Raw genomic sequence first — 18916 nt, forward strand, 5'->3', positions numbered from 1 at the left:
CTTGTTGTCCGCGGCCACACCGGTAGCTGGTTCATACTTGTAACCAGAACGTCACGGGGCCATCATTAACCAGTGAAACCTGCATATCCGCAGCGAATCGACCGGTTTGCGTATTCATTTCCTGTTGTCGGCAACGCTCAACAAAGTACTCATACAGCGCCTCTGCACGATCGGGCGCAGCCCCTTTTGAAAACCCCGGGCGCATGCCGCGTTCGGTATCTGCCGCCAGCGTGAACTGTGAAACCACCAGCACGCTGCCCCCTGACTGCTGCACGTTAAGGTTCATTTTGCCTTCGGCATCGCTAAAGATTCGATAGCCGAGTACGCGCTCGCACAGGCGGTTCGCTTTCTGTTCGTCATCATCCCTTTCGACACCTAACAGGACCAAAAGTCCTGGGCCAATTTCACCCGTCACCTCGCCCTCCACGGTGACGCTGGCACGGGTTACGCGCTGAATTAATGCAATCATGGTTGCTCTGCTTCTTCTTGTTCTGCGGCTTGTTTAAGTTTGCGGTATTCCCCGAGAGTGACAGTTATTTCCGCGCCTAGCAAGACGATACACCAGGTCCAGTATACCCAGACGAATAAAATGGGGATCACAGCCAGGACACCGTAAATGAGCTGATAAGACGGGAACATCGTGATATAGAGCGCAAATCCTTTCTTTCCGGTTTCGAACAACACAGCGGTCACAAAGGCGCCAATAACCGCATCACGGTTAGGTACACGTGTAGTCGGTACGATGCTGTAAAGCAGCCAGAAAGAGAGCCAGGAGAGCACCAGCGGGAAAATACGCAGGACGTTATCGATCACCGTGTTGAGATCGCTGGCCCAGCGCAATGACAACAGATAAGAGCTGATCGCCAGACTGGCCCCCGCCAGCAGTGGCCCCAGCGTTAAAATCATCCAGTAAACGGCGAAAGAGTAAACTTTAGGGCGAGTACGCTTGCTGCGCCAGATAGTATTCAGCGCGTTATCAATGGAATACATCAGTAATAGCGCTGTCACAATCAGCCCACACGCCCCAACGGCGGTCATTTTATTCGAGTTGGCAACGAACTGTTCGATATAACGCTGAATGACATCTCCCGTCGCCGGGATAAAGTTTGCGAAAATGAAATGACGTAGCTGGACGCTAACGTCAGAAAACATCGGAAATGCGGCGAAAAGCGCAAAAACTACGGCAATAAGCGGCACTAATGAGAGCAATGAGACATAGGCAAGATTCCCTGCCAGCGTCGTCATGTTGTCCTCATCAATCCGCTGCCATAGTAGCTTCAGCCAGGCCCGAACAGGACGCGTATGGTGCCTGGCTTGTTGCTGAACATTTTTTAGCATAGCAACTTCGCGAAATAGTCCGGAATGGTCGTTTTATCGACAACCTGGATGCTGGTAATCCCTAACCGATTAGCCCCTTCAATATTATCGGCGTTGTCGTCAAAAAATACCGCCTCATGCGCAGAAAAACCTTCAGACTGCAGGACATGCTGGTAAATCCGCGCTTCCGGTTTACGCATGCCCAGATCCTGGGAAAGGTAAATATGGTCAGCAGCCTGACGGATTTCGGGGTATTCGTCCGGCCAAAACGTCGTGTGCAGACGGTTAGTATTCGACAAGACGACCACCCGATGCCCCTGCTCACGCAGCTTTTGCATGATGTCGATGACTTCAGGACGCAAGGCAACAAAAACGGCCTGCCAGCCGTGGGAGAACTGCTCATAGCTTAGCGGTAGCGCCATGTCATGACATAGCGCCTCGGCAAAGGCTTCATCCGTTATTTCACCTCGCTCGTGCTGGTGAAAAGCCTCTCCCATGGTGAAACTTTGCTTTAACGAAGCCAGCGGTACACGGCTCAGATCGCTCCAAGTACCTAACACGCGATTGAAGTCGATATCGACAATCACATTACCCAAATCAAAGATATAGAGCATGCCCTTCTCCTTATTCGCCGTGGATGAATAACTGTAGCGGGAAAGGAGAAGTTTGACTATGAGTCCCTGTCGGGATTATTGGCTAAGCCATCAGAATTCCTGTATAAATTGCCAGCGCGACTCAATCACCAACGGAAGACCTGCACTGACAAACTGCGGTGTCCTATTTATCGCATTTGGCGCCTGAGTAAGCGGATTGACACATGTTGCGTCGGGCTGTTTGTCAAAAACGACCAGGCTTTGCGCACTCGATGTCATCGTCATACTCAGCTTACCTGGCCACTGTAATCTGACATTGAGACCATCATTAAAACCAAAGCAGTCATCCCACGGGCCTGATTGTGGCGGGATTTTATTACCTGTTGGTAACTCATTATTCCCGGCTTCTTCCTGCCAGTCGGCCTTAAAACATACCAGTAATTCATCTTCTTCATTCTGCTGGCCCAGTTGTTTTGCAAACCAAGGGTGCCATCCAGCAGATGCCGGAAAAGTTTCAGACATGGTGTGAATTTCAAGTCGCAGAATTAACGCATCGTCTTCAAGAGTCATCGTCTGCAGGACCTCTCCTTCCCAGGGCCAAGGAGCGCCCAGTGGCATGCGCAGTTTCAAGGTATCCGCTTTATGTTCGACAATTTCCCATGATGAATAACAGGCCATACCATGTAGAGCATGAGGCGGTTTGTTAGCAGGTAATACGTACTGTTTCTCCCCCACGGTCAATGTTGCATCGCCAAGGCGGCCTGCCCAAGGAACCATAGGAAAGCAGCCATACTGAAATGCTTTACGCTGTGGCTCCCATTGACGTAACACTTCAAAACCAAACGCCTGAAGCGAGGTGATTCTGGCACCATCGCGCGGAAAAATTTGCAGACGTAGATGTCCTTTTTCCAGAAAAATAGGTTGGCCGATCGGTCCCGGCCAGGCGGTATCAAAAGCACGTTGTAATGCTTGATAATGCTCAGTATTCAATTCATTGTTCATGTTATTGCTCTCTGATATTTCGGTAAGAAGTTAAATGTTATTAGCGTCATTTTTATTGTCTGAATGTGGCTCGATAAGCCAGACGCAACTGAATGAAAGTATTGAGATAACAAACAGAAACAGTGCTACATACCACGGTTTCCCGCCTCCCAGCGCCAACAAGCTGGAGGCAATGAGCGGGCTTAACCCACCCAGAATTGCTGAGAACTGATAGGCAAAGGAAAGACCCGTATAGCGCACTCGTGTTCCGAACATACGGGTAAATAAGGTGGGCTGTACTGCAAACATCATCGTTGGCCCCAGGTTATAGCCAAGGATCATGCAGCACCAGATGATAAGTGTGCTTTTCGTATCCAGCAGCAGGAAGAATGGGAATGCAAAAAGGATGCAAAAACCAGCGCCAAATAAATACATCTTCCGTTGCCCAACGCGGTCAGAGATCCAACCAATTAATGGACAACACACAATGCCAATTGCTGAGGCGATTAGCATGCCGTTGAGTGGAATATCCCTTGATAATGCCAACTGGCTGGAAATATAAACAATACCAAAGGCATTAATGATGTTCGACGAAACGCTCTCCGCCAGCCTGGCCCCTAGCGCTAACAGAATATTCCGTGGATGCTTACGGAAAAGTTCAATCAACGGTGGTGCTGATTGTTCCTGTGAGACAGCCGTTTTTTGTTTTTTAAAATCCAGTGTTTCTTCAGTATGTAACCGTATGAACATCCCAACAATTAACATGATGGCAGATAGCCAAAAAGGGATACGCCATCCCCAGGCCAGAAACTCTTCCTGAGTCAGGAAGTGATTGCATAATGCAAACACCCCTGTCGCCAGCATTATCCCAACTGAGGCTGCCGTTTGTGGGAGCGAACCTAAAAACCCGCGCTTCGCCTCAGGCGCAGATTCAATAGTCATCAATGCAGCCCCGCCATATTCCCCACCCAGACCGAACCCCTGAACCAGGCGCAGAACCATCAATATAATCGGGGCCCAGATACCAATATCCTGGTATGTTGGAATGAAACCGATTAAAAACGTTGAGGAACCAACTATCGCTAACGTCCAAATCAACGTTATTTTGCGACCGACTTTATCGCCAAAGTGGCCAAAAACAATGCCTCCAAGCGGACGTGACAGAAAACCCACACCAAAGGTGGCGAATGCGGCGATTAAACCAATAAAAGGATCGCTATCAGGGAAAAACAGGGGAGCAAAGACTAGCCCTGCCGCCGTTCCGAAAATAAAAAAATCGTACCATTCCATCAACGCGCCAGCGAAACTGCCCATGACAACGCGTCTCATGGCTTTGCCGGATAGCTCTTTCCCTGGTACATGTCCTATTTCAGCCATAATTTTCCTCTCCGGGTCGGCGAGAAATCTGCGCAATAAAATCACTAAAAAAGCGGCGGATTTATACGAAAAAGCGCGTCGACATGTTGCGACGCGCTTGCTTGTTATTTATCCAACTCAGCCAGTACCTCAGCGTCTTCAGCGTCAACGTTTGCACCAAGTGGTTCCCACTTAATCAACACGCATGTCAGGAAGCCGAGAAAAGGAACAATTGCCAGCCAATAGAACGCTTCTGTCTTTAATGCACCCCACAACATAGGCCAGAAAATAAGTCCGGCAATCGCCCCAGTACGCATAATTGCACGAGCAAATCCTACGCCTGTCGGGCGAATAGATGGCGGATAAGAAAGTGTGGCAATGGTCATTCCCAGGCCGCCCGGGCCCGCTGAATGGAAGAAAATGATTGCGCCCAACAAACCTAAAGAAAGCCATGGGTTGGTGGTTGCTAATGCACCTAAAGCCAGTAATGCAACCGTTACGACGGCGAAACCATACATCGACTGAAGGCGAGTTCCCAAACGCTGGAGGATAAGAGAACCAATCAATCCACCTGTAATGCCACACAGGGCATTCACTACCGCAGAACCGCTAAGAGCCCCGGTTAATCCACCGCTCAGTATTCCCGCCAAAGTCAGCGGTAAATAAACACCCACGGCGTTATATTGCCAGGCTTGCATCGTCGCCACAACGCAGCCGAGAATAGTGCGTTTGCGATAACGTGAGTTAAATAAAATCCCATAGCCGCCATGAAACTTACTTTCTGTTTTTTCAGCAGAAAAATCATCGTTTTTTGGTTTGGCAGCAACGCGAGCATGAACCCCATAGCGTTTAGCCAGAATATCGCAGGCTTTATCATAACGTCCGACTCGTGCGGCCCACATTGCAGACTCACCGATGAAGAAATAACGCAGAATCATGATAATGACGGCAAAAATAGCACCAATGAAAATACCATAGCGCCATAATTGCTCTTCCGCGATACCCGACAACAACAGTGGAAGCAGCACAAGATAGACGACCGTAGTTGATACATACCAGGCCATTTGCCAGAGATTAACTGACGAACCGGTTTTCTTAGATGTTGAGCCGCGTAGTTCTGCCACCGCATTTGTTGCCAGCGGGAAATCAATACCCAAGCCAAATCCCATGATTACGCGACACACCAGCACCCACCAGATGTTCGGGGCTATCGCGACAGCTGCGGCACCTATTGTGCACAGGCCCATTCCGATGATAAATGCACGCTTTTGACCAAAGCGGTTAATCACACGGTTCGCCAGTAATCCACCAATCAGGGCGGCGACTAAAACAGAGGCGTTAACCGTCGCCGCCAGCCCCGGTGAAATACCAAATTGCAATGCGATATATTTATTACCAAAACCCACCATCGCCGCCTGATAGGCATCAATTAGAATGCCACCAAGAGCGATAAAAATGACGCCGACACTGGTGTTTACTGCTGAATGTTTATTAACAATATCAATCACGTCCTGGGGACGACCGATCGAGTAAGGTGTAGGACTGGTGATGTGACTCATCGCAGCATCCTTTTTCATTGTTGTAGGATGGCGCTACCCTTAAGCAGCGCCAGACAGAGGGTTACAGCATCAAACCTCAGCAAATTGCAGCATGACTTTTATAGAGTCATTTTGCTGCGCACGTTCAAACGCCTTATCCGCATCTTCGACAGGGAAGAGATCGGTCACCAGTTCGCTGGTGTCAAACCGCCCATCCGCAAGCCATTCAATCACGGCATCGAAGTCTTCCGGGATGTACATGCCGGAATTCAACAAATCGCGTTCGAAGCGCTGCATCATCGGAAGAGGAATTTCACGTGGGCCACTCGGTACCCCCATGCACACTACCGTTCCGCCAGCATAAACATGGGTAAATGCATCATTCAGCGTGGCCTGGGCGGCAACAACATCAATTGCCCCCGTAAAACGGACCTGTGCATCCAATTCCCCCGGAGCCCAGACTTCCGTGGCACCTAGCTTTAACGACAACGCGCGCTTGGCGGCATCAGGCTCGATGACGGTGATCTTTCCCGCACCCATGATGCGCAATGCTTGAACGATGGATAAACCAATTGTCCCTGCACCAATCACTAATACACTTTCCAATGACGCTTTCGGCATACGGCTCACGCAATGACGCGCGCAGGCTGCGGGCTCAGCGAAAGCCAGTGCTTTTAGTGGTAACGAAGCAGGTGCAACATGGCAGTTTCGTGCAGGTACAATGTGCTGCGAGCGGGCAAAACCCGGCGCCCGGAAGCCAGCAACCTGTGGCGGCTCACACAGATTAAAGCGACCCGCTTTACAAGCACGACACTCCATGCAGGCCATAATTGGGTCGACTACGACATGATCGCCCGGCTTAACATTCGTTACTTCACTGCCCACTTCAGTTACGCGTGCCGCAATTTCATGTCCAGGCACAACCGGAGGTCTTGCAAATGGGTGTCCTCCTTTCAGTACATGCAGATCAGAGCCACATATTCCGTAAAACACCGGAGCAATGCGGACTTCTTGCGGTTTAAGTTCCTGGTGCGGCAGCTCAACATATTGGGTGGTCACCTTCCCAATATCAGAAAATAGAACTTGGGTAATCTTATCCATGGTTCTTCTCCAGATTCGTTAAAATGGGTGATTAACGCTGAGAAATCCCTTCATCGACGATTTCTGCCAGGCGTTGTAAGCGTGGAACCGACACATCACGCAACATTGTTTGCGGATCTTGAGCACCAACAACCGATGCCCAAACGGCACGCCCTGCCAGGAATCCGGAAGCTCCACCCTTCATGGCGATACGGACCGCGCGGCCAAAAATGTCCGCATCAACACCAGAAGAGAGAATGACCCACGGCATTTTCATTTGTTCATGCAACTTTTGACACGCAGCAAGTAGGGTCTGTTCATCACCTTTGCCGCCTAATGGCATTTCAGCTTTATAGAGGTCAGCATCGGTGCAGCCGAGTTCAGCCGCTGCGGCAACGATGGCGCTTTCCCGGTCAAATTCCCAGCCACGACGAGGAGGACGAACGACCGGCTCAATGATGCTGACCAGCCCTGCGCTACGACAGCGTTGAACAAACTCAGCCACCATAGCCAAACGTTCTTCTGCGGGTTCATCTTCACGCCACAGCACTAACAACTTCATGGCTTTCGCACCCATTTCGCGGGCTTTATGCGGATCAATTGCTCTGTCAATTTCGACACTATCAACCGGAATACCATTACCCGGAACAAAATGGTCAGCCGCCACAATCAGTCCACATGAATCAGCGACTGCACCTTGAGAGACAATCTGATCGAGACAAAATTGTTTATCTGCCAGAACCGCTGAAGCGTAGGGAGACAGAATTTGTGTTGCTGCAACTTTAAAATCAGTCAATACGCTGTCGGCAACAGGTTTAGGATGTCCAGACGCTGCAAACATCAGACGCATTGCTTCACGCTGATCAACGGCCAGCATGGCAAATCCACCGCCAGGGCGAGAAATATCTTTCAGCGTGTATGGGGTATTGTGGGAAGACATAATAACTCCTGTAACTGTTTAAAATTTAGAGTGAATCTGGTCGGCCAGCCTGCTGACGAACCTGAGATAACAGCGCACTCCAGTCCTGACGGCCTCGACCGTTCTCGCTGGCACGGGTGTAATAGGTTTCTGCTGCAATGCCCATATTGAGCGGCGCACCGGTCTGACTAGCGACATCGACGGCAATACGCAGGTCTTTCAACGCGAGGTCCACCATGAATGCCGGAGAAAGGTCTCCTTTAAGTACCTTGCCAGGCCAGGTTGTCGTAAAGTGCCCCTTGCCTGCGGCAGTACCGCTCATGACCTTAATGGCCACATCAAGGCTCAAACCCAATGATTCGCAAAGAACAGCGGCTTCCGCTGACAAGGCGTTCAGCGCAATACTCATATAGTTATTGATGAGCTTTACGCGGATCCCCATACCGGGACCGCCAGCTTCCACCAGCTCATTCCCCATACACATCAGCACAGGGCGAGCACGTTCAACCTGTTCAGGCGTTCCGCCAGCAAGAATCAGCAGCGTGCCGTCAATCGCGTTAACTGACGTCCTGCCCACAGGAGCATCCATCATGCTGATGCCTTTCTCTTTCATCTCATGAATCAACTCATCGGTCTGCAATGGATGAATCGTGGACATGTCAATAACCAATGCATTGGGGGACAGGCCTTCGCTGACGCCATCTTTACCCAGCAGAACTTGCCGAACGATGTCGCCATTTGGCAGCATAGTGATTATGAATTCGGCACCTTTAGCGGCTTCAGCAGGTGTTTGAGCAGCAGTCGCACCTTTTTGTACTAATTCGTTGACTACCTGTTGGTTTACGTCGAACACACGCAAAGCATGTCCCTTTTGCAACAGATTATTAGCCATTGGGCTGCCCATCTGGCCCAAGCCCAAAAATGCAACGGTTGTCATGAATGCTCTCCTGTCTCAGGTTGACAAAATAATTACAATTAAAAACTCGTTTTCGTCTGTTTTTGAGCATATTTGTAATTTATGACTAAAAACAAGACACGCGTCACTAATTTGATCATTTATGTCATTAAAATGAACAAAAGAAGACAAGATCACACAGGACTAACCAAATATGACCAGAATTGCATGTGTTGGAATCACCGTTCAGGACCGTATTTATTCTCTGAACAATCTGCCCGATGGCGGGGGAAAATATCAGTCAAATCAATATCTGGAGACAGGTGGCGGCCCGGCGGCAACAGCAGCTGTCGCCATTGCCCGGCTTGGTATTGACGTTGATTTTATAGGCCGTGTAGGCGATGACAGTTGTGGGAATACCTTGCTTAACGAGCTTCAGAGCTGGGGGGTCAATACGGCGTTCTGCCGGCAATACCCGAACTCCCGTTCATCCCAGTCCGCAATTTTGGTCGACCAGCATGGCGAACGCATTATCGTGAACTATCCAAGCCCGGATCTCGATACGGATGCAAGGTGGCTGGAGTCGATTGATTTTTCCCGTTATGACATCGTTCTGGCCGATGTACGTTGGCATGAAGGGACGTTGAAATCCTTCGAACTGGCACGTGCCGCCGGAGTTCCAACGCTGTTGGATGCCGATATGACACCACAAGATATAACCCCATTGGTGGCGCTTGCCGATCATGCCGTTTTTTCAACTCCAGGTCTGAAGAGAATGACCGGGCAAGATGATGCACAACAGGCACTTAAACTGGCCGCTGAGCAAACCAATGGTAAAGTGTACGTTACGCTTGGCGGCGAAGGGTCACTATGGATCGAAAATGGTCATATGTGTCAACAGACTGCATTTTCTGTCAATGTTGTGGATACAACCGGTGCAGGCGATGTTTTCCATGGTGCAATGGCAGCAGCTCTTGCAGAGCAAATGCCGACTGACCAGGCGATTCGCTTCGCAAGTGCGGTGGCGGCGATGAAATGCACTCAGGCGGGCGGACGAGCCGGAATTCCTAATCGTGCGCAAACCGAATCATTTTTGTCACTTTATGCGTAAAATAGCCAACAATTACGGGGAAGAAGTCCAGGAGTATTCATGAGCATCATTGAAGTCACCGGTAATCCGCGACACGATCAACTTGTTCATTACATTACAGAACGCGGCTATATGAATATCGAAGAGCTCGCACAATTGCTGGACGTGTCCACGCAAACCGTGCGCCGGGATATTCGTAAGTTAAGCGAACAGGGCTTGATCACCAGACATCATGGTGGAGCCGGACGTGTATCCAGCGTCATGAATACCGCCTTTGAACAGCGAGAGTTGTCCCTCACCCAGGAAAAAGAAGCGATAGCGGAAGCGGTTGCTGATTATCTTCCTGAACGCTGTACGGTATTTATTACCATTGGTACAACGGTGGAAGCCGTCGCACGAGCTTTGCTGAACCGTCGGGATCTTCGCATCATTACTAACAGTCTTCGTGTTGCGCAGATCTTATATAAGAATCAAGATCTTGAGGTTATGGTGCCCGGTGGAACGTTACGTGCTCATAATGGCGGTATTGTTGGCCCAGGAGCAGTGAACTTTATTGAAGGATTTAGAGCCGACTATTTGATTACCAGTATTGGTGCCATCGAGGAAGACGGCACACTATTGGAATTTGACGTTAACGAAGCGCTTGTCGCCAAAACGATGATTAAGCATGCACGTAATACGCTGTTAGTTGCTGATCATACTAAGTTTACCGCCTCAGCCGCTGTATCCATCGGTAATATGCGTAAAATTCGGGCATTTTTTACCGATTCCCAGCCACCAAATTCATTCAAGCAATTGCTTGATTTAGAAAATATTGAGCTAGTCATTGCAGAGCAGGAAACGACCTGATCTTTTAGATAAAAAAAGCCGCTGATAATCAGCGGCTTTTTTGTGCTTACCTGAAAAAGAGTGTTAATTACTCTTCTTTCGCGCCACGCATTGCACGGCGACGATCGTTTTCAGTCAGGTGACGCTTACGGATACGGATAGAGGTTGGTGTTACTTCTACCAGTTCGTCGTCATCGATGAATTCCAGAGCCTGCTCCAGAGTCATCTTAACCGGCGGAACCAGAACCGTTGCTTCGTCAGTACCAGACGCACGCATGTTGGTCAGTTTCTTACCGGTCAGGCAGTTTACAGTCAGGTCGTTAGAACGGCTGTGAATACCGATGATCTGGCCTTCGTAAACTTCAGCACCGTGACCCAGGAACAGCTTACCGCGGTCCTGCAGGCTGAACAGTGCGAACGCAACTGCTTTACCCTGGCCGTTGGAGATCAGTACGCCGTTCTGACGCTGACCCACATCACCCGCACGAACGTCGTCGTAGTGGCTGAAGGTGGAGTACAGCAGACCGGTACCGGAAGTCATGGTCATGAATTCTGAACGGAAGCCGATCAGACCACGGCTAGGGATCACGTAGTCAAGACGTACGCGGCCTTTGCCATCTGGATTCATGTTTTTCAGGTCGCCTTTACGCTCACCCAGAGCCTGCATCACAGAACCCTGGTGCTGCTCTTCAACGTCCAGCGTTACGTTTTCGAACGGCTCTTGTTTACGGCCATCGATTTCGCGGAAGATTACTTTCGGACGGGAAACCGCCATTTCGAAACCTTCACGACGCATGTTTTCGATCAGAACAGACAGGTGCAGCTCACCACGACCGGATACACGGAACGCATCCGCATCTTCGGTTTCTTCAACGCGCAGCGCAACGTTGTGCACCAGCTCTTTGTTCAGGCGGTCAAGGATCTGACGAGAGGTAACATATTTACCTTCTTTACCGCAGAACGGAGAGGTGTTTACGCAGAAGAACATGGTAACGGTCGGTTCATCAACGGACAGAGCTGGCAGCGCTTCAACATTCTGCGGGTCGCAGATGGTGTCGGAGATGTTCAGTTCGCCCAGACCGGTGATCGCGATGATATCGCCTGCTTCGGCAATATCACTCTCGATACGTTCCAGACCCAGATGGGTCAGAACTTTACCGACTTTACCGTTACGGGTTTTGCCTTCGCTATCAATGATAGTGATCTGCTGGTTCGGTTTAACTTTACCGCGTTTGATGCGGCCGATACCGATTACGCCAACGTAGTTGTTGTAGTCCAGCTGAGAGATTTGCATCTGCAGCGGGCCATCAAGATCTACGCTCGGAGCCGGTACACGATCAACGATAGTCTGATACAGCGGAGTCATGTCTTCAGCCATGTCTTCGTGATCCAGACCCGCGATACCGTTCAGCGCAGAAGCGTAAACGATCGGGAAGTCCAGCTGCTCGTCGGTAGCGTCGAGGTTAACGAACAGGTCAAATACCTGATCAACAACCCAGTCAGGACGCGCGCCAGGACGGTCAACTTTGTTGATAACAACAATTGGCTTCAGGCCATGGGCAAAGGCTTTTTTGGTCACGAAGCGCGTCTGCGGCATCGGACCGTCCATTGCATCCACCACCAGCAGCACAGAGTCGACCATGGACATTACACGTTCAACTTCACCACCGAAGTCGGCGTGCCCCGGGGTATCAACGATGTTAATACGGTAGTCATTCCATTTGATAGCGGTGTTTTTAGCGAGGATGGTAATCCCACGCTCTTTCTCCAAATCGTTGGAGTCCATCACGCGCTCTTGGGTTTCAGCACGTGCATCGAACGTACCGGATTGTTGGAGCAGCTTGTCTACCAGGGTCGTTTTACCATGGTCTACGTGCGCGATGATGGCGATGTTACGCAAATTTTCGATCACAACTTTGCCTCAGGCATTTTAGAAATAGCGCGTTATTGTACACGGATTAATCGCAGTACAAAACAGGATCACAAACATCCTCCGCAAACAAGTATTGCAGAGTTTCTTTGTGATCACATTCACGGAGCGTTAAAAGGGGTAATCTGACATGCTTTGCACCAATATGGTGCTTAATGTTCACATTAAAGCACTATAATGGTGCAATACAACCTTCATGGTGCAGCCCCTTTGCACGATGGTGCGCATGATAACGCCTTTTAGGGGCAATTTAAAAGTTGGCACAGATTTCGCTTTATATTTTTTATGGCGACACGGCCAATTTTTGCAGAATTGAAGACTTCGTTACCACGACGACAATGACCAATCCGGGAGAGTAAGTATGTCCGCTGAACACGTTTTGACGATGCTGAACGAACACGAAGTGAAGTTTGTTGATTTACGCTTCACTGATACCAAAGGTAAAGAACAGCACGTCACTATTCCTGCTCATCAGGTAAATGCCGAATTCTTTGAAGAAGGCAAAATGTTTGACGGCTCCTCAATCGGTGGCTGGAAAGGCATTAACGAATCAGACATGGTTCTGATGCCAGATGCGTCTACTGCTCTCATCGACCCGTTCTTTGAAGAGTCTACCCTGATCATCCGTTGCGATATCCTGGAACCAGGTACGCTGCAGGGCTACGACCGTGACCCGCGCTCCATTGCTAAACGTGCTGAAGAGTATCTGCGTTCTACCGGCATCGCAGACACCGTTCTGTTCGGACCAGAGCCAGAATTCTTCCTGTTTGACGACATCCGTTTCGGCGCAACTATTTCCGGTTCCCACGTGGCTATCGATGACATCGAAGGCGCATGGAACTCTTCCACCAAATACGAAGGTGGTAACAAAGGTCACCGTCCAGGCGTGAAAGGCGGTTACTTCCCGGTTCCTCCGGTAGATTCTTCTCAGGATATCCGTTCTACCATGTGTCTGATCATGGAAGAAATGGGCCTGGTTGTTGAAGCGCATCACCACGAAGTGGCGACTGCTGGTCAGAACGAAATCGCGACCCGCTTTAACACCATGACCAAAAAAGCGGACGAAATTCAGATCTACAAATATGTCGTTCACAACGTCGCTCACCGTTTCGGTAAAACCGCGACCTTTATGCCAAAACCAATGTTTGGCGATAACGGTTCCGGCATGCACTGCCACATGTCCCTGTCCAAGAACGGCGTAAACCTGTTCTCCGGTGACAAATATGCGGGTCTGTCTGAGCAGGCGCTGTACTACATCGGTGGCGTAATCAAGCACGCTAAAGCGATCAACGCCCTGGCTAACCCGACCACCAACTCCTACAAGCGTCTGGTCCCGGGTTACGAAGCACCGGTAATGCTGGCTTACTCTGCCCGTAACCGTTCTGCGTCTATCCGTATCCCGGTAGTTGCTTCTCCGAAAGCGCGTCGTATCGAAGTGCGTTTCCCGGACCCGGCTGCTAACCCATACCTGTGCTTCGCAGCGCTGCTGATGGCTGGTCTTGACGGTATTAAGAACAAGATCCACCCGGGCGAAGCAATGGACAAAAACCTGTACGACCTGCCGCCGGAAGAAGCGAAAGAGATCCCACAGGTTGCTGGTTCTCTGGAAGAAGCACTGAAAGAACTGGATCTGGACCGCGAGTTCCTGACCGCAGGCGGCGTGTTCACCAATGAAGCGATCGATGCGTACATTGCGCTGCGTCGCGAAGAAGATGACCGCGTGCGTATGACTCCGCACCCGGTAGAGTTTGAGCTGTACTACAGCGTTTAATCGTTTGAGTTGCCGTGGAACTTTTAGCGTGCTCAGGCAGGCTTGAGATCGATGGTGAATGATAGGACGCCTGATGGCGCAAACTTATCAGGCCTGGAGGGTAACATTACCTTGTAGGCCGGATAAGGCAAAGCCGTCATCCGGCATCTATGTTTGCCAGTCATCTGTAGCCCATCCCCGGATGGGCTTTTTTCTCCACTAACAACCTGCTTTTTCGCGCTTTTTTGATGTAAAAAGCTATAATGCACTAAATTGGTGCAACACTTTTCAGGAGACTGCTGAATGGCAACCGGCACGCTGCCCGATGCTGGGCAGATCCTAAATTCTTTAATCAACAGCATCTTACTCGTCGACGATGAGCTGGCTGTACATTACGCCAACCCGGCGGCACAGCAGTTGCTCGCCCAAAGCTCCCGCAAACTGTTTGGTACACCGCTTCCCGATCTGTTGAGTTATTTCTCCTTAAACATCGGACTGATGCGAGAGAGCCTGGAAGCAGGCCAGGGCTTTACGGATAACGAAGTGACGCTGGTGATAGACAGCCACTCACATATCCTCTCTGTGACCGCTCAGAGGCTGCCTGATGGCCTTATCTTGCTGGAGATGGCCCCTATGGATAACCAGCGCCGTCTGAGTCAGGAACAGCTCCAGCACGCCCAGCAGATTGCTGCCCGCGATCTGGTGCGTGGTCTGGCACATGAAATTAAAAACCCGCTGGGCGGATTACGCGGTGCGGCGCAACTTCTCAGTAAAGCGCTTCCGGACCCGGCGCTGACCGAATATACCAAAGTCATTATTGAACAGGCGGACCGCCTGCGTAATCTGGTCGACCGTCTGCTGGGGCCACAACAGCCCGGCATGCACATCACGGAAAGTATTCACAAAGTGGCGGAACGCGTGGTGGCGCTGGTCTCGATGGAGCTGCCGGAAAACGTCACGCTAATCCGGGATTACGACCCAAGTCTGCCCGAATTACTGCACGACCCGGACCAGATCGAGCAGGTTTTGCTGAACATCGTACGCAATGCTTTGCAGGCGCTGGGACCGGAAGGCGGCGAGATCATTCTGCGCACCCGCACCGCGTTTCAGCTCACGCTACACGGCATGCGTTACCGTCTGGCGGCACGAATTGATGTAGAGGATAACGGTCCAGGTATCCCCTCGCATTTGCAGGATACGCTGTTCTACCCAATGGTTAGCGGTCGCGAAGGCGGTACCGGCCTTGGATTATCTATCGCCCGTAATTTGATTGATCAACATTCCGGCAAAATTGAATTTACCAGTTGGCCGGGTCATACCGAGTTCTCGGTTTACCTGCCTATCAGGAAATAAGGTGACGTTTATGCAACGAGGAATAGTCTGGGTCGTTGATGACGATAGTTCCATCCGTTGGGTGCTTGAACGTGCGCTCGCAGGGGCAGGGCTAAGCTGTACCACATTTGAAAGTGGTAAAGAGGTACTGGACGCGCTGGCCAGCAAAACGCCGGACGTGCTGTTGTCGGATATCCGCATGCCGGGTATGGACGGCCTGACGCTGTTAAAACAGATTAAACAGCGGCATCCGATGCTTCCGGTCATCATAATGACCGCGCACTCCGATCTGGATGCCGCCGTCAGCGCCTATCAGCAAGGGGCGTTTGATTATCTGCCCAAACCTTTTGATATTGATGAAGCGGTGGCGCTGGTCGAGCGCGCCATCAGTCATTATCAGGAACAGCAGCAGCCGCGCAATGTTCAGATCAATGGCCCCACAACCGACATCATCGGCGAAGCGCCAGCAATGCAGGACGTCTTTCGCATTATTGGTCGCCTGTCCCGGTCTTCAATCAGCGTATTGATTAATGGGGAGTCAGGAACCGGTAAAGAGCTGGTTGCCCATGCGTTGCACCGTCATAGCCCGCGCGTCAAAGCGCCGTTTATCGCGCTGAACATGGCGGCAATCCCGAAAGATTTGATCGAATCTGAGCTGTTTGGCCACGAGAAAGGCGCGTTTACCGGGGCGAATACCATTCGTCAGGGGCGCTTTGAACAGGCAGACGGCGGTACGCTGTTCCTCGATGAAATTGGCGATATGCCGCTGGATGTGCAAACGCGTTTATTGCGCGTATTAGCCGACGGACAGTTTTACCGCGTTGGCGGTTACGCGCCCGTAAAGGTAGATGTACGCATTATCGCCGCCACGCACCAGAATCTTGAACTGCGCGTGCAGGAAGGCAAATTCCGTGAGGACTTATTCCATCGCCTGAACGTCATTCGGGTACATCTGCCGCCACTGCGCGAACGTCGGGAAGATATCCCCCGCCTGGCGCGTCATTTCCTGCAGGAGGCCGCCCGCGAACTGGGGGTGGAAGCCAAACAATTACACCCGGAAACCGAGGCTGCGCTCACCCGTCTGGCCTGGCCAGGTAACGTGCGTCAGCTTGAGAATACCTGCCGCTGGTTAACCGTCATGGCCGCCGGGCAGGAAGTCCTGATTCAGGACTTACCAACCGAGCTGTTTGAAACCTCTGTGCCAGAAGCACCGTCCCATATGCAGCCGGATAGTTGGGCAACGCTATTGGCACAGTGGGCGGATCGGGCATTACGCTCCGGTCATCAAAACTTGCTTTCTGAGGCCCAACCAGAGATGGAGCGTACGCTATTGACTACCGCGCTACGTCATACCCAGGGGCATAAACAGGAAGCGGCACGCTTGCTCGGTTGGGGTCGTAATACCTTGACGCGTAAGCTAAAAGAACTCGGAATGGAGTGACATATCGTCACTGTGTAAAGATTAATAATTGAGCGCAAATAGCTGCTATTTTGCGCTTTACTGTTCCGATGAGTTAAGTATGATCGTGCCCGACTAACGGGGGGAAGTCATCATGCTGGAATCAATCATTAATCTGCTGTCGAGCGGTGCAGTCGAAAGCCATACGCCACAAACTGCGGTCGCCGCAGTATTGTGCGCAGCGCTGGTTGGACTGTTCAGCTAGCGGGTTCGCCGGGTGGCGCTTCGCTTACCCGACCTACGTATTGAGATTTTCGTAGGCACGATAAGCGAAGCGCCACCCGGAAAAGCGTTAAATCACCCGCGAGAATTGCTGCATCCGTGCTTTCTGGCGCAGATACGCATCGAAGCACATGCAAATATTACGGATCAGCAGACGGCCCTTCGGCGTGACCTGAATCCCCTTCTCATCGACATCCACCAGCCCATCCTTCGCCAGCGGTGCCAGCAGTTTCAGGTCTTCGGCAAAATAGTCAGCGAAGTTCAGATCCCATTGCTGTTCCACAGTGGCATAGTCGAGGCGGAAGTTGCAGATCAGGAGCTTAATAACATCTCGACGAATGCAGTCGTCACGGGTCAGTGCAATTCCGCGCCACAGCGCGTCCCCCTGCTCGTCTACCTGCTGATAATAGCGCTTCAGCTCTTTCTGGTTCTGCGCGTAGTTGTCACCAATCATACTGATGGCTGACACGCCCATTCCCAGCAGATCGGTATCACCCTGGGTGGTATAACCCTGGAAATTACGATGCAGCACACCCTTGCGTTGAGCAATGGCCAGTTCGTCATCCGGACGGGCAAAGTGATCCATGCCAATGAACTGATAACCGGTTTCGGTCAGTGACGAGATGGTTTCCTGCAGGATATCCAGCTTCTGCTGCGCGCTGGGCAGGTCGGCATCTTTAATCTTACGCTGAGCGGCAAACAGCGTTGGCAGGTGCGCGTAGTTAAAGACGCTCAGTCGGTCTGGATTCAGCTCAGCAACGCGTTTCAGGGTGAAGGCGAAACTTTCCGGCGTCTGTTTTGGCAAACCATAAATCAGATCGATATTCGTCGAGGTAAAGCCAATCTCACGCGCATGATTCAGCAGTGCAAAGATGAATTCCTCATCCTGCTCACGGTTCACCAGGCGCTGAACTTCTTTATTGAAGTCCTGCACCCCCATGCTCAGGCGGTTAAAACCTTCAGCGCGTAAATGATCAAGCACATCCAGCTCAATTTCACGCGGATCCACTTCGATCGAAATTTCGGCGTCGTCGTTAAAGTTAAAGTTGCTACGCAGCAGCGACATCAAACGACTGATTTGCGCTTTATTCAGGTACGTAGGCGTGCCGCCGCCCCAGTGCAGCTGACTGACATGGCGTCCGGAGAACAGCGGTGCGCGATGAATAATTTCTTGTTCTAAGACATCGAGGTATTGATCGGCTTTGTGCTGCTGGCGAGTCACGACCTTGTTACAGCCGCAGAAGTAGCACAGCTTGTGGCAGAACGGGATGTGAACGTACAGCGAGAGAGGACGCTCAGGATAACGCGCCACGGCCTTTAGAAATGCCTCAGTGCCGTAGTCTTCAGAAAACTCCAGCGCGGTCGGGTACGAGGTATATCGTGGCCCGGAATAGTTATATTTCTGGATCAGGGCCAGGTCCCAGTCTATTAACTGCTCTGACATGCTCACTCCTTCCGATGGCGTCTCTGGCGGGTACGGCGTACCGACTTAACCCCAGTACGGGTGATAAGTCGGTTGCGCAGCCACTTCTGTCGCCGCGACAACCGCTGTAGTTTAACGAATAACCACACCAGATAACATATAACCGGAAGGGTTATAAGCAGGACGGGAAGACCCACGGTGTA

General features: G+C 51.1%; 17 protein-coding genes. 6 read left to right on the top strand and 11 right to left on the bottom strand.

What is annotated here, in order from left to right; all coding sequences use genetic code 11:
• Positions 1–31: 31 nt before the first annotated feature.
• The 9 genes from dtd to yihU all read right to left on the bottom strand — a co-directional run bounded on the left by dtd (position 32) and on the right by yihU (position 8721).
• A complete protein-coding gene (gene dtd / locus OGX97_RS00420) occupies positions 32–469 on the bottom strand; it encodes a D-aminoacyl-tRNA deacylase (RefSeq protein WP_003825289.1) in 438 nt (145 codons plus the stop codon).
• Positions 466–1338, bottom strand: a complete 873-nt coding sequence (locus tag OGX97_RS00425; protein ID WP_279851037.1) for a virulence factor BrkB family protein — start codon at positions 1336–1338, stop codon at positions 466–468. The genes dtd and OGX97_RS00425 overlap by 4 nt, the downstream gene beginning before the upstream one ends.
• Complete coding sequence (gene yihX, locus OGX97_RS00430; RefSeq protein ID WP_008786997.1) at positions 1332–1931, bottom strand: glucose-1-phosphatase; 600 nt, start codon at positions 1929–1931, stop codon at positions 1332–1334. Before yihX ends, OGX97_RS00425 begins: the two co-directional genes overlap by 7 nt.
• Before the next feature lie 90 nt (positions 1932–2021).
• A complete protein-coding gene (locus tag OGX97_RS00435; RefSeq protein WP_279851036.1) occupies positions 2022–2912 on the bottom strand; it encodes an aldose epimerase family protein in 891 nt (296 codons plus the stop codon).
• A gap of 30 nt (positions 2913–2942) precedes the next feature.
• Positions 2943–4268, bottom strand: coding sequence for an MFS transporter (locus OGX97_RS00440; RefSeq protein WP_212024555.1), 1326 nt, complete (start codon positions 4266–4268; stop codon positions 2943–2945).
• 104 nt (positions 4269–4372) lie between these two features.
• Positions 4373–5806, bottom strand: a complete 1434-nt coding sequence (locus OGX97_RS00445; protein ID WP_008786994.1) for an MFS transporter — start codon at positions 5804–5806, stop codon at positions 4373–4375.
• Positions 5807–5875: 69 nt separating this feature from the next.
• Entirely contained in the window at positions 5876–6886 is a 1011-nt protein-coding gene (locus OGX97_RS00450) for a zinc-dependent alcohol dehydrogenase (protein WP_235125982.1), read from the bottom strand.
• A gap of 31 nt (positions 6887–6917) precedes the next feature.
• Positions 6918–7805 carry an aldolase gene (locus OGX97_RS00455; RefSeq protein WP_008786992.1) on the bottom strand — a complete coding sequence of 296 codons (888 nt, stop codon included), beginning with the start codon at positions 7803–7805 and terminating at the stop codon, positions 6918–6920.
• Between the two features lie 25 nt (positions 7806–7830).
• Positions 7831–8721 (bottom strand): sulfolactaldehyde 3-reductase, encoded by an 891-nt coding sequence (gene yihU / locus OGX97_RS00460; RefSeq protein ID WP_286591757.1) that lies wholly within the window; start codon positions 8719–8721, stop codon positions 7831–7833.
• A 172-nt stretch (positions 8722–8893) separates the two neighbouring features.
• On the opposite strand from yihU, the gene OGX97_RS00465 reads away from it, so the two are divergent.
• Together OGX97_RS00465 and OGX97_RS00470 are read left to right on the top strand one after the other, a co-directional pair.
• Positions 8894–9790 (top strand): sugar kinase, encoded by an 897-nt coding sequence (locus OGX97_RS00465; protein ID WP_008786990.1) that lies wholly within the window; start codon positions 8894–8896, stop codon positions 9788–9790.
• A gap of 39 nt (positions 9791–9829) precedes the next feature.
• Positions 9830–10618, top strand: coding sequence for a DeoR/GlpR family DNA-binding transcription regulator (locus OGX97_RS00470; protein ID WP_008786989.1), 789 nt, complete (start codon positions 9830–9832; stop codon positions 10616–10618).
• 67 nt (positions 10619–10685) lie between these two features.
• On the opposite strand, the gene typA is transcribed toward OGX97_RS00470, so the two are convergent.
• Positions 10686–12509 (bottom strand): ribosome-dependent GTPase TypA, encoded by a 1824-nt coding sequence (typA, locus tag OGX97_RS00475; protein ID WP_008786988.1) that lies wholly within the window; start codon positions 12507–12509, stop codon positions 10686–10688.
• 379 nt (positions 12510–12888) lie between these two features.
• Here typA and glnA point away from each other — a divergent pair, with 379 nt between their 5' ends.
• From glnA to OGX97_RS00495, 4 genes are all read left to right on the top strand, one after another.
• Positions 12889–14298, top strand: coding sequence for a glutamate--ammonia ligase (gene glnA, locus OGX97_RS00480; RefSeq protein WP_008786987.1), 1410 nt, complete (start codon positions 12889–12891; stop codon positions 14296–14298).
• 282 nt (positions 14299–14580) lie between these two features.
• A complete protein-coding gene (glnL, locus tag OGX97_RS00485; RefSeq protein WP_008786986.1) occupies positions 14581–15630 on the top strand; it encodes a nitrogen regulation protein NR(II) in 1050 nt (349 codons plus the stop codon).
• A gap of 10 nt (positions 15631–15640) precedes the next feature.
• On the top strand, positions 15641–17050 hold the full coding sequence (glnG, locus tag OGX97_RS00490) for a nitrogen regulation protein NR(I) (RefSeq protein WP_191226598.1): 1410 nt from the start codon (positions 15641–15643) through the stop codon (positions 17048–17050).
• Between the two features lie 112 nt (positions 17051–17162).
• Positions 17163–17273, top strand: a complete 111-nt coding sequence (locus OGX97_RS00495) for a YshB family small membrane protein (protein WP_020996121.1) — start codon at positions 17163–17165, stop codon at positions 17271–17273.
• A gap of 87 nt (positions 17274–17360) precedes the next feature.
• Here OGX97_RS00495 and hemN read toward each other — a convergent pair whose 3' ends face one another.
• Positions 17361–18734: an oxygen-independent coproporphyrinogen III oxidase gene (hemN, locus tag OGX97_RS00500; protein WP_279851033.1), complete on the bottom strand. Its 1374-nt coding sequence runs from the start codon at positions 18732–18734 to the stop codon at positions 17361–17363.
• Positions 18735–18916 lie beyond the last annotated feature (182 nt).

The sequence above is a fragment of the Citrobacter sp. Cpo061 genome (assembly GCF_030332845.1).
GTDB classification, from domain to species: Bacteria; Pseudomonadota; Gammaproteobacteria; order Enterobacterales; family Enterobacteriaceae; genus Citrobacter; species Citrobacter portucalensis.

Coding starts and splice junctions, on each gene's coding strand:
- dtd (WP_003825289.1), bottom strand. CDS start 469: ATGATTGCATTAATTCAGCGCGTAACCCGTGCCAGCGTCACCGTGGAG.
- OGX97_RS00425 (WP_279851037.1), bottom strand. CDS start 1,338: ATGCTAAAAAATGTTCAGCAACAAGCCAGGCACCATACGCGTCCTGTT.
- yihX (WP_008786997.1), bottom strand. CDS start 1,931: ATGCTCTATATCTTTGATTTGGGTAATGTGATTGTCGATATCGACTTC.
- OGX97_RS00435 (WP_279851036.1), bottom strand. CDS start 2,912: ATGAACAATGAATTGAATACTGAGCATTATCAAGCATTACAACGTGCT.
- OGX97_RS00440 (WP_212024555.1), bottom strand. CDS start 4,268: ATGGCTGAAATAGGACATGTACCAGGGAAAGAGCTATCCGGCAAAGCC.
- OGX97_RS00445 (WP_008786994.1), bottom strand. CDS start 5,806: ATGAGTCACATCACCAGTCCTACACCTTACTCGATCGGTCGTCCCCAG.
- OGX97_RS00450 (WP_235125982.1), bottom strand. CDS start 6,886: ATGGATAAGATTACCCAAGTTCTATTTTCTGATATTGGGAAGGTGACC.
- OGX97_RS00455 (WP_008786992.1), bottom strand. CDS start 7,805: ATGTCTTCCCACAATACCCCATACACGCTGAAAGATATTTCTCGCCCT.
- yihU (WP_286591757.1), bottom strand. CDS start 8,721: ATGACAACCGTTGCATTTTTGGGCTTGGGCCAGATGGGCAGCCCAATG.
- OGX97_RS00465 (WP_008786990.1), top strand. CDS start 8,894: ATGACCAGAATTGCATGTGTTGGAATCACCGTTCAGGACCGTATTTAT.
- OGX97_RS00470 (WP_008786989.1), top strand. CDS start 9,830: ATGAGCATCATTGAAGTCACCGGTAATCCGCGACACGATCAACTTGTT.
- glnA (WP_008786987.1), top strand. CDS start 12,889: ATGTCCGCTGAACACGTTTTGACGATGCTGAACGAACACGAAGTGAAG.
- glnL (WP_008786986.1), top strand. CDS start 14,581: ATGGCAACCGGCACGCTGCCCGATGCTGGGCAGATCCTAAATTCTTTA.
- glnG (WP_191226598.1), top strand. CDS start 15,641: ATGCAACGAGGAATAGTCTGGGTCGTTGATGACGATAGTTCCATCCGT.
- OGX97_RS00495 (WP_020996121.1), top strand. CDS start 17,163: ATGCTGGAATCAATCATTAATCTGCTGTCGAGCGGTGCAGTCGAAAGC.
- hemN (WP_279851033.1), bottom strand. CDS start 18,734: ATGTCAGAGCAGTTAATAGACTGGGACCTGGCCCTGATCCAGAAATAT.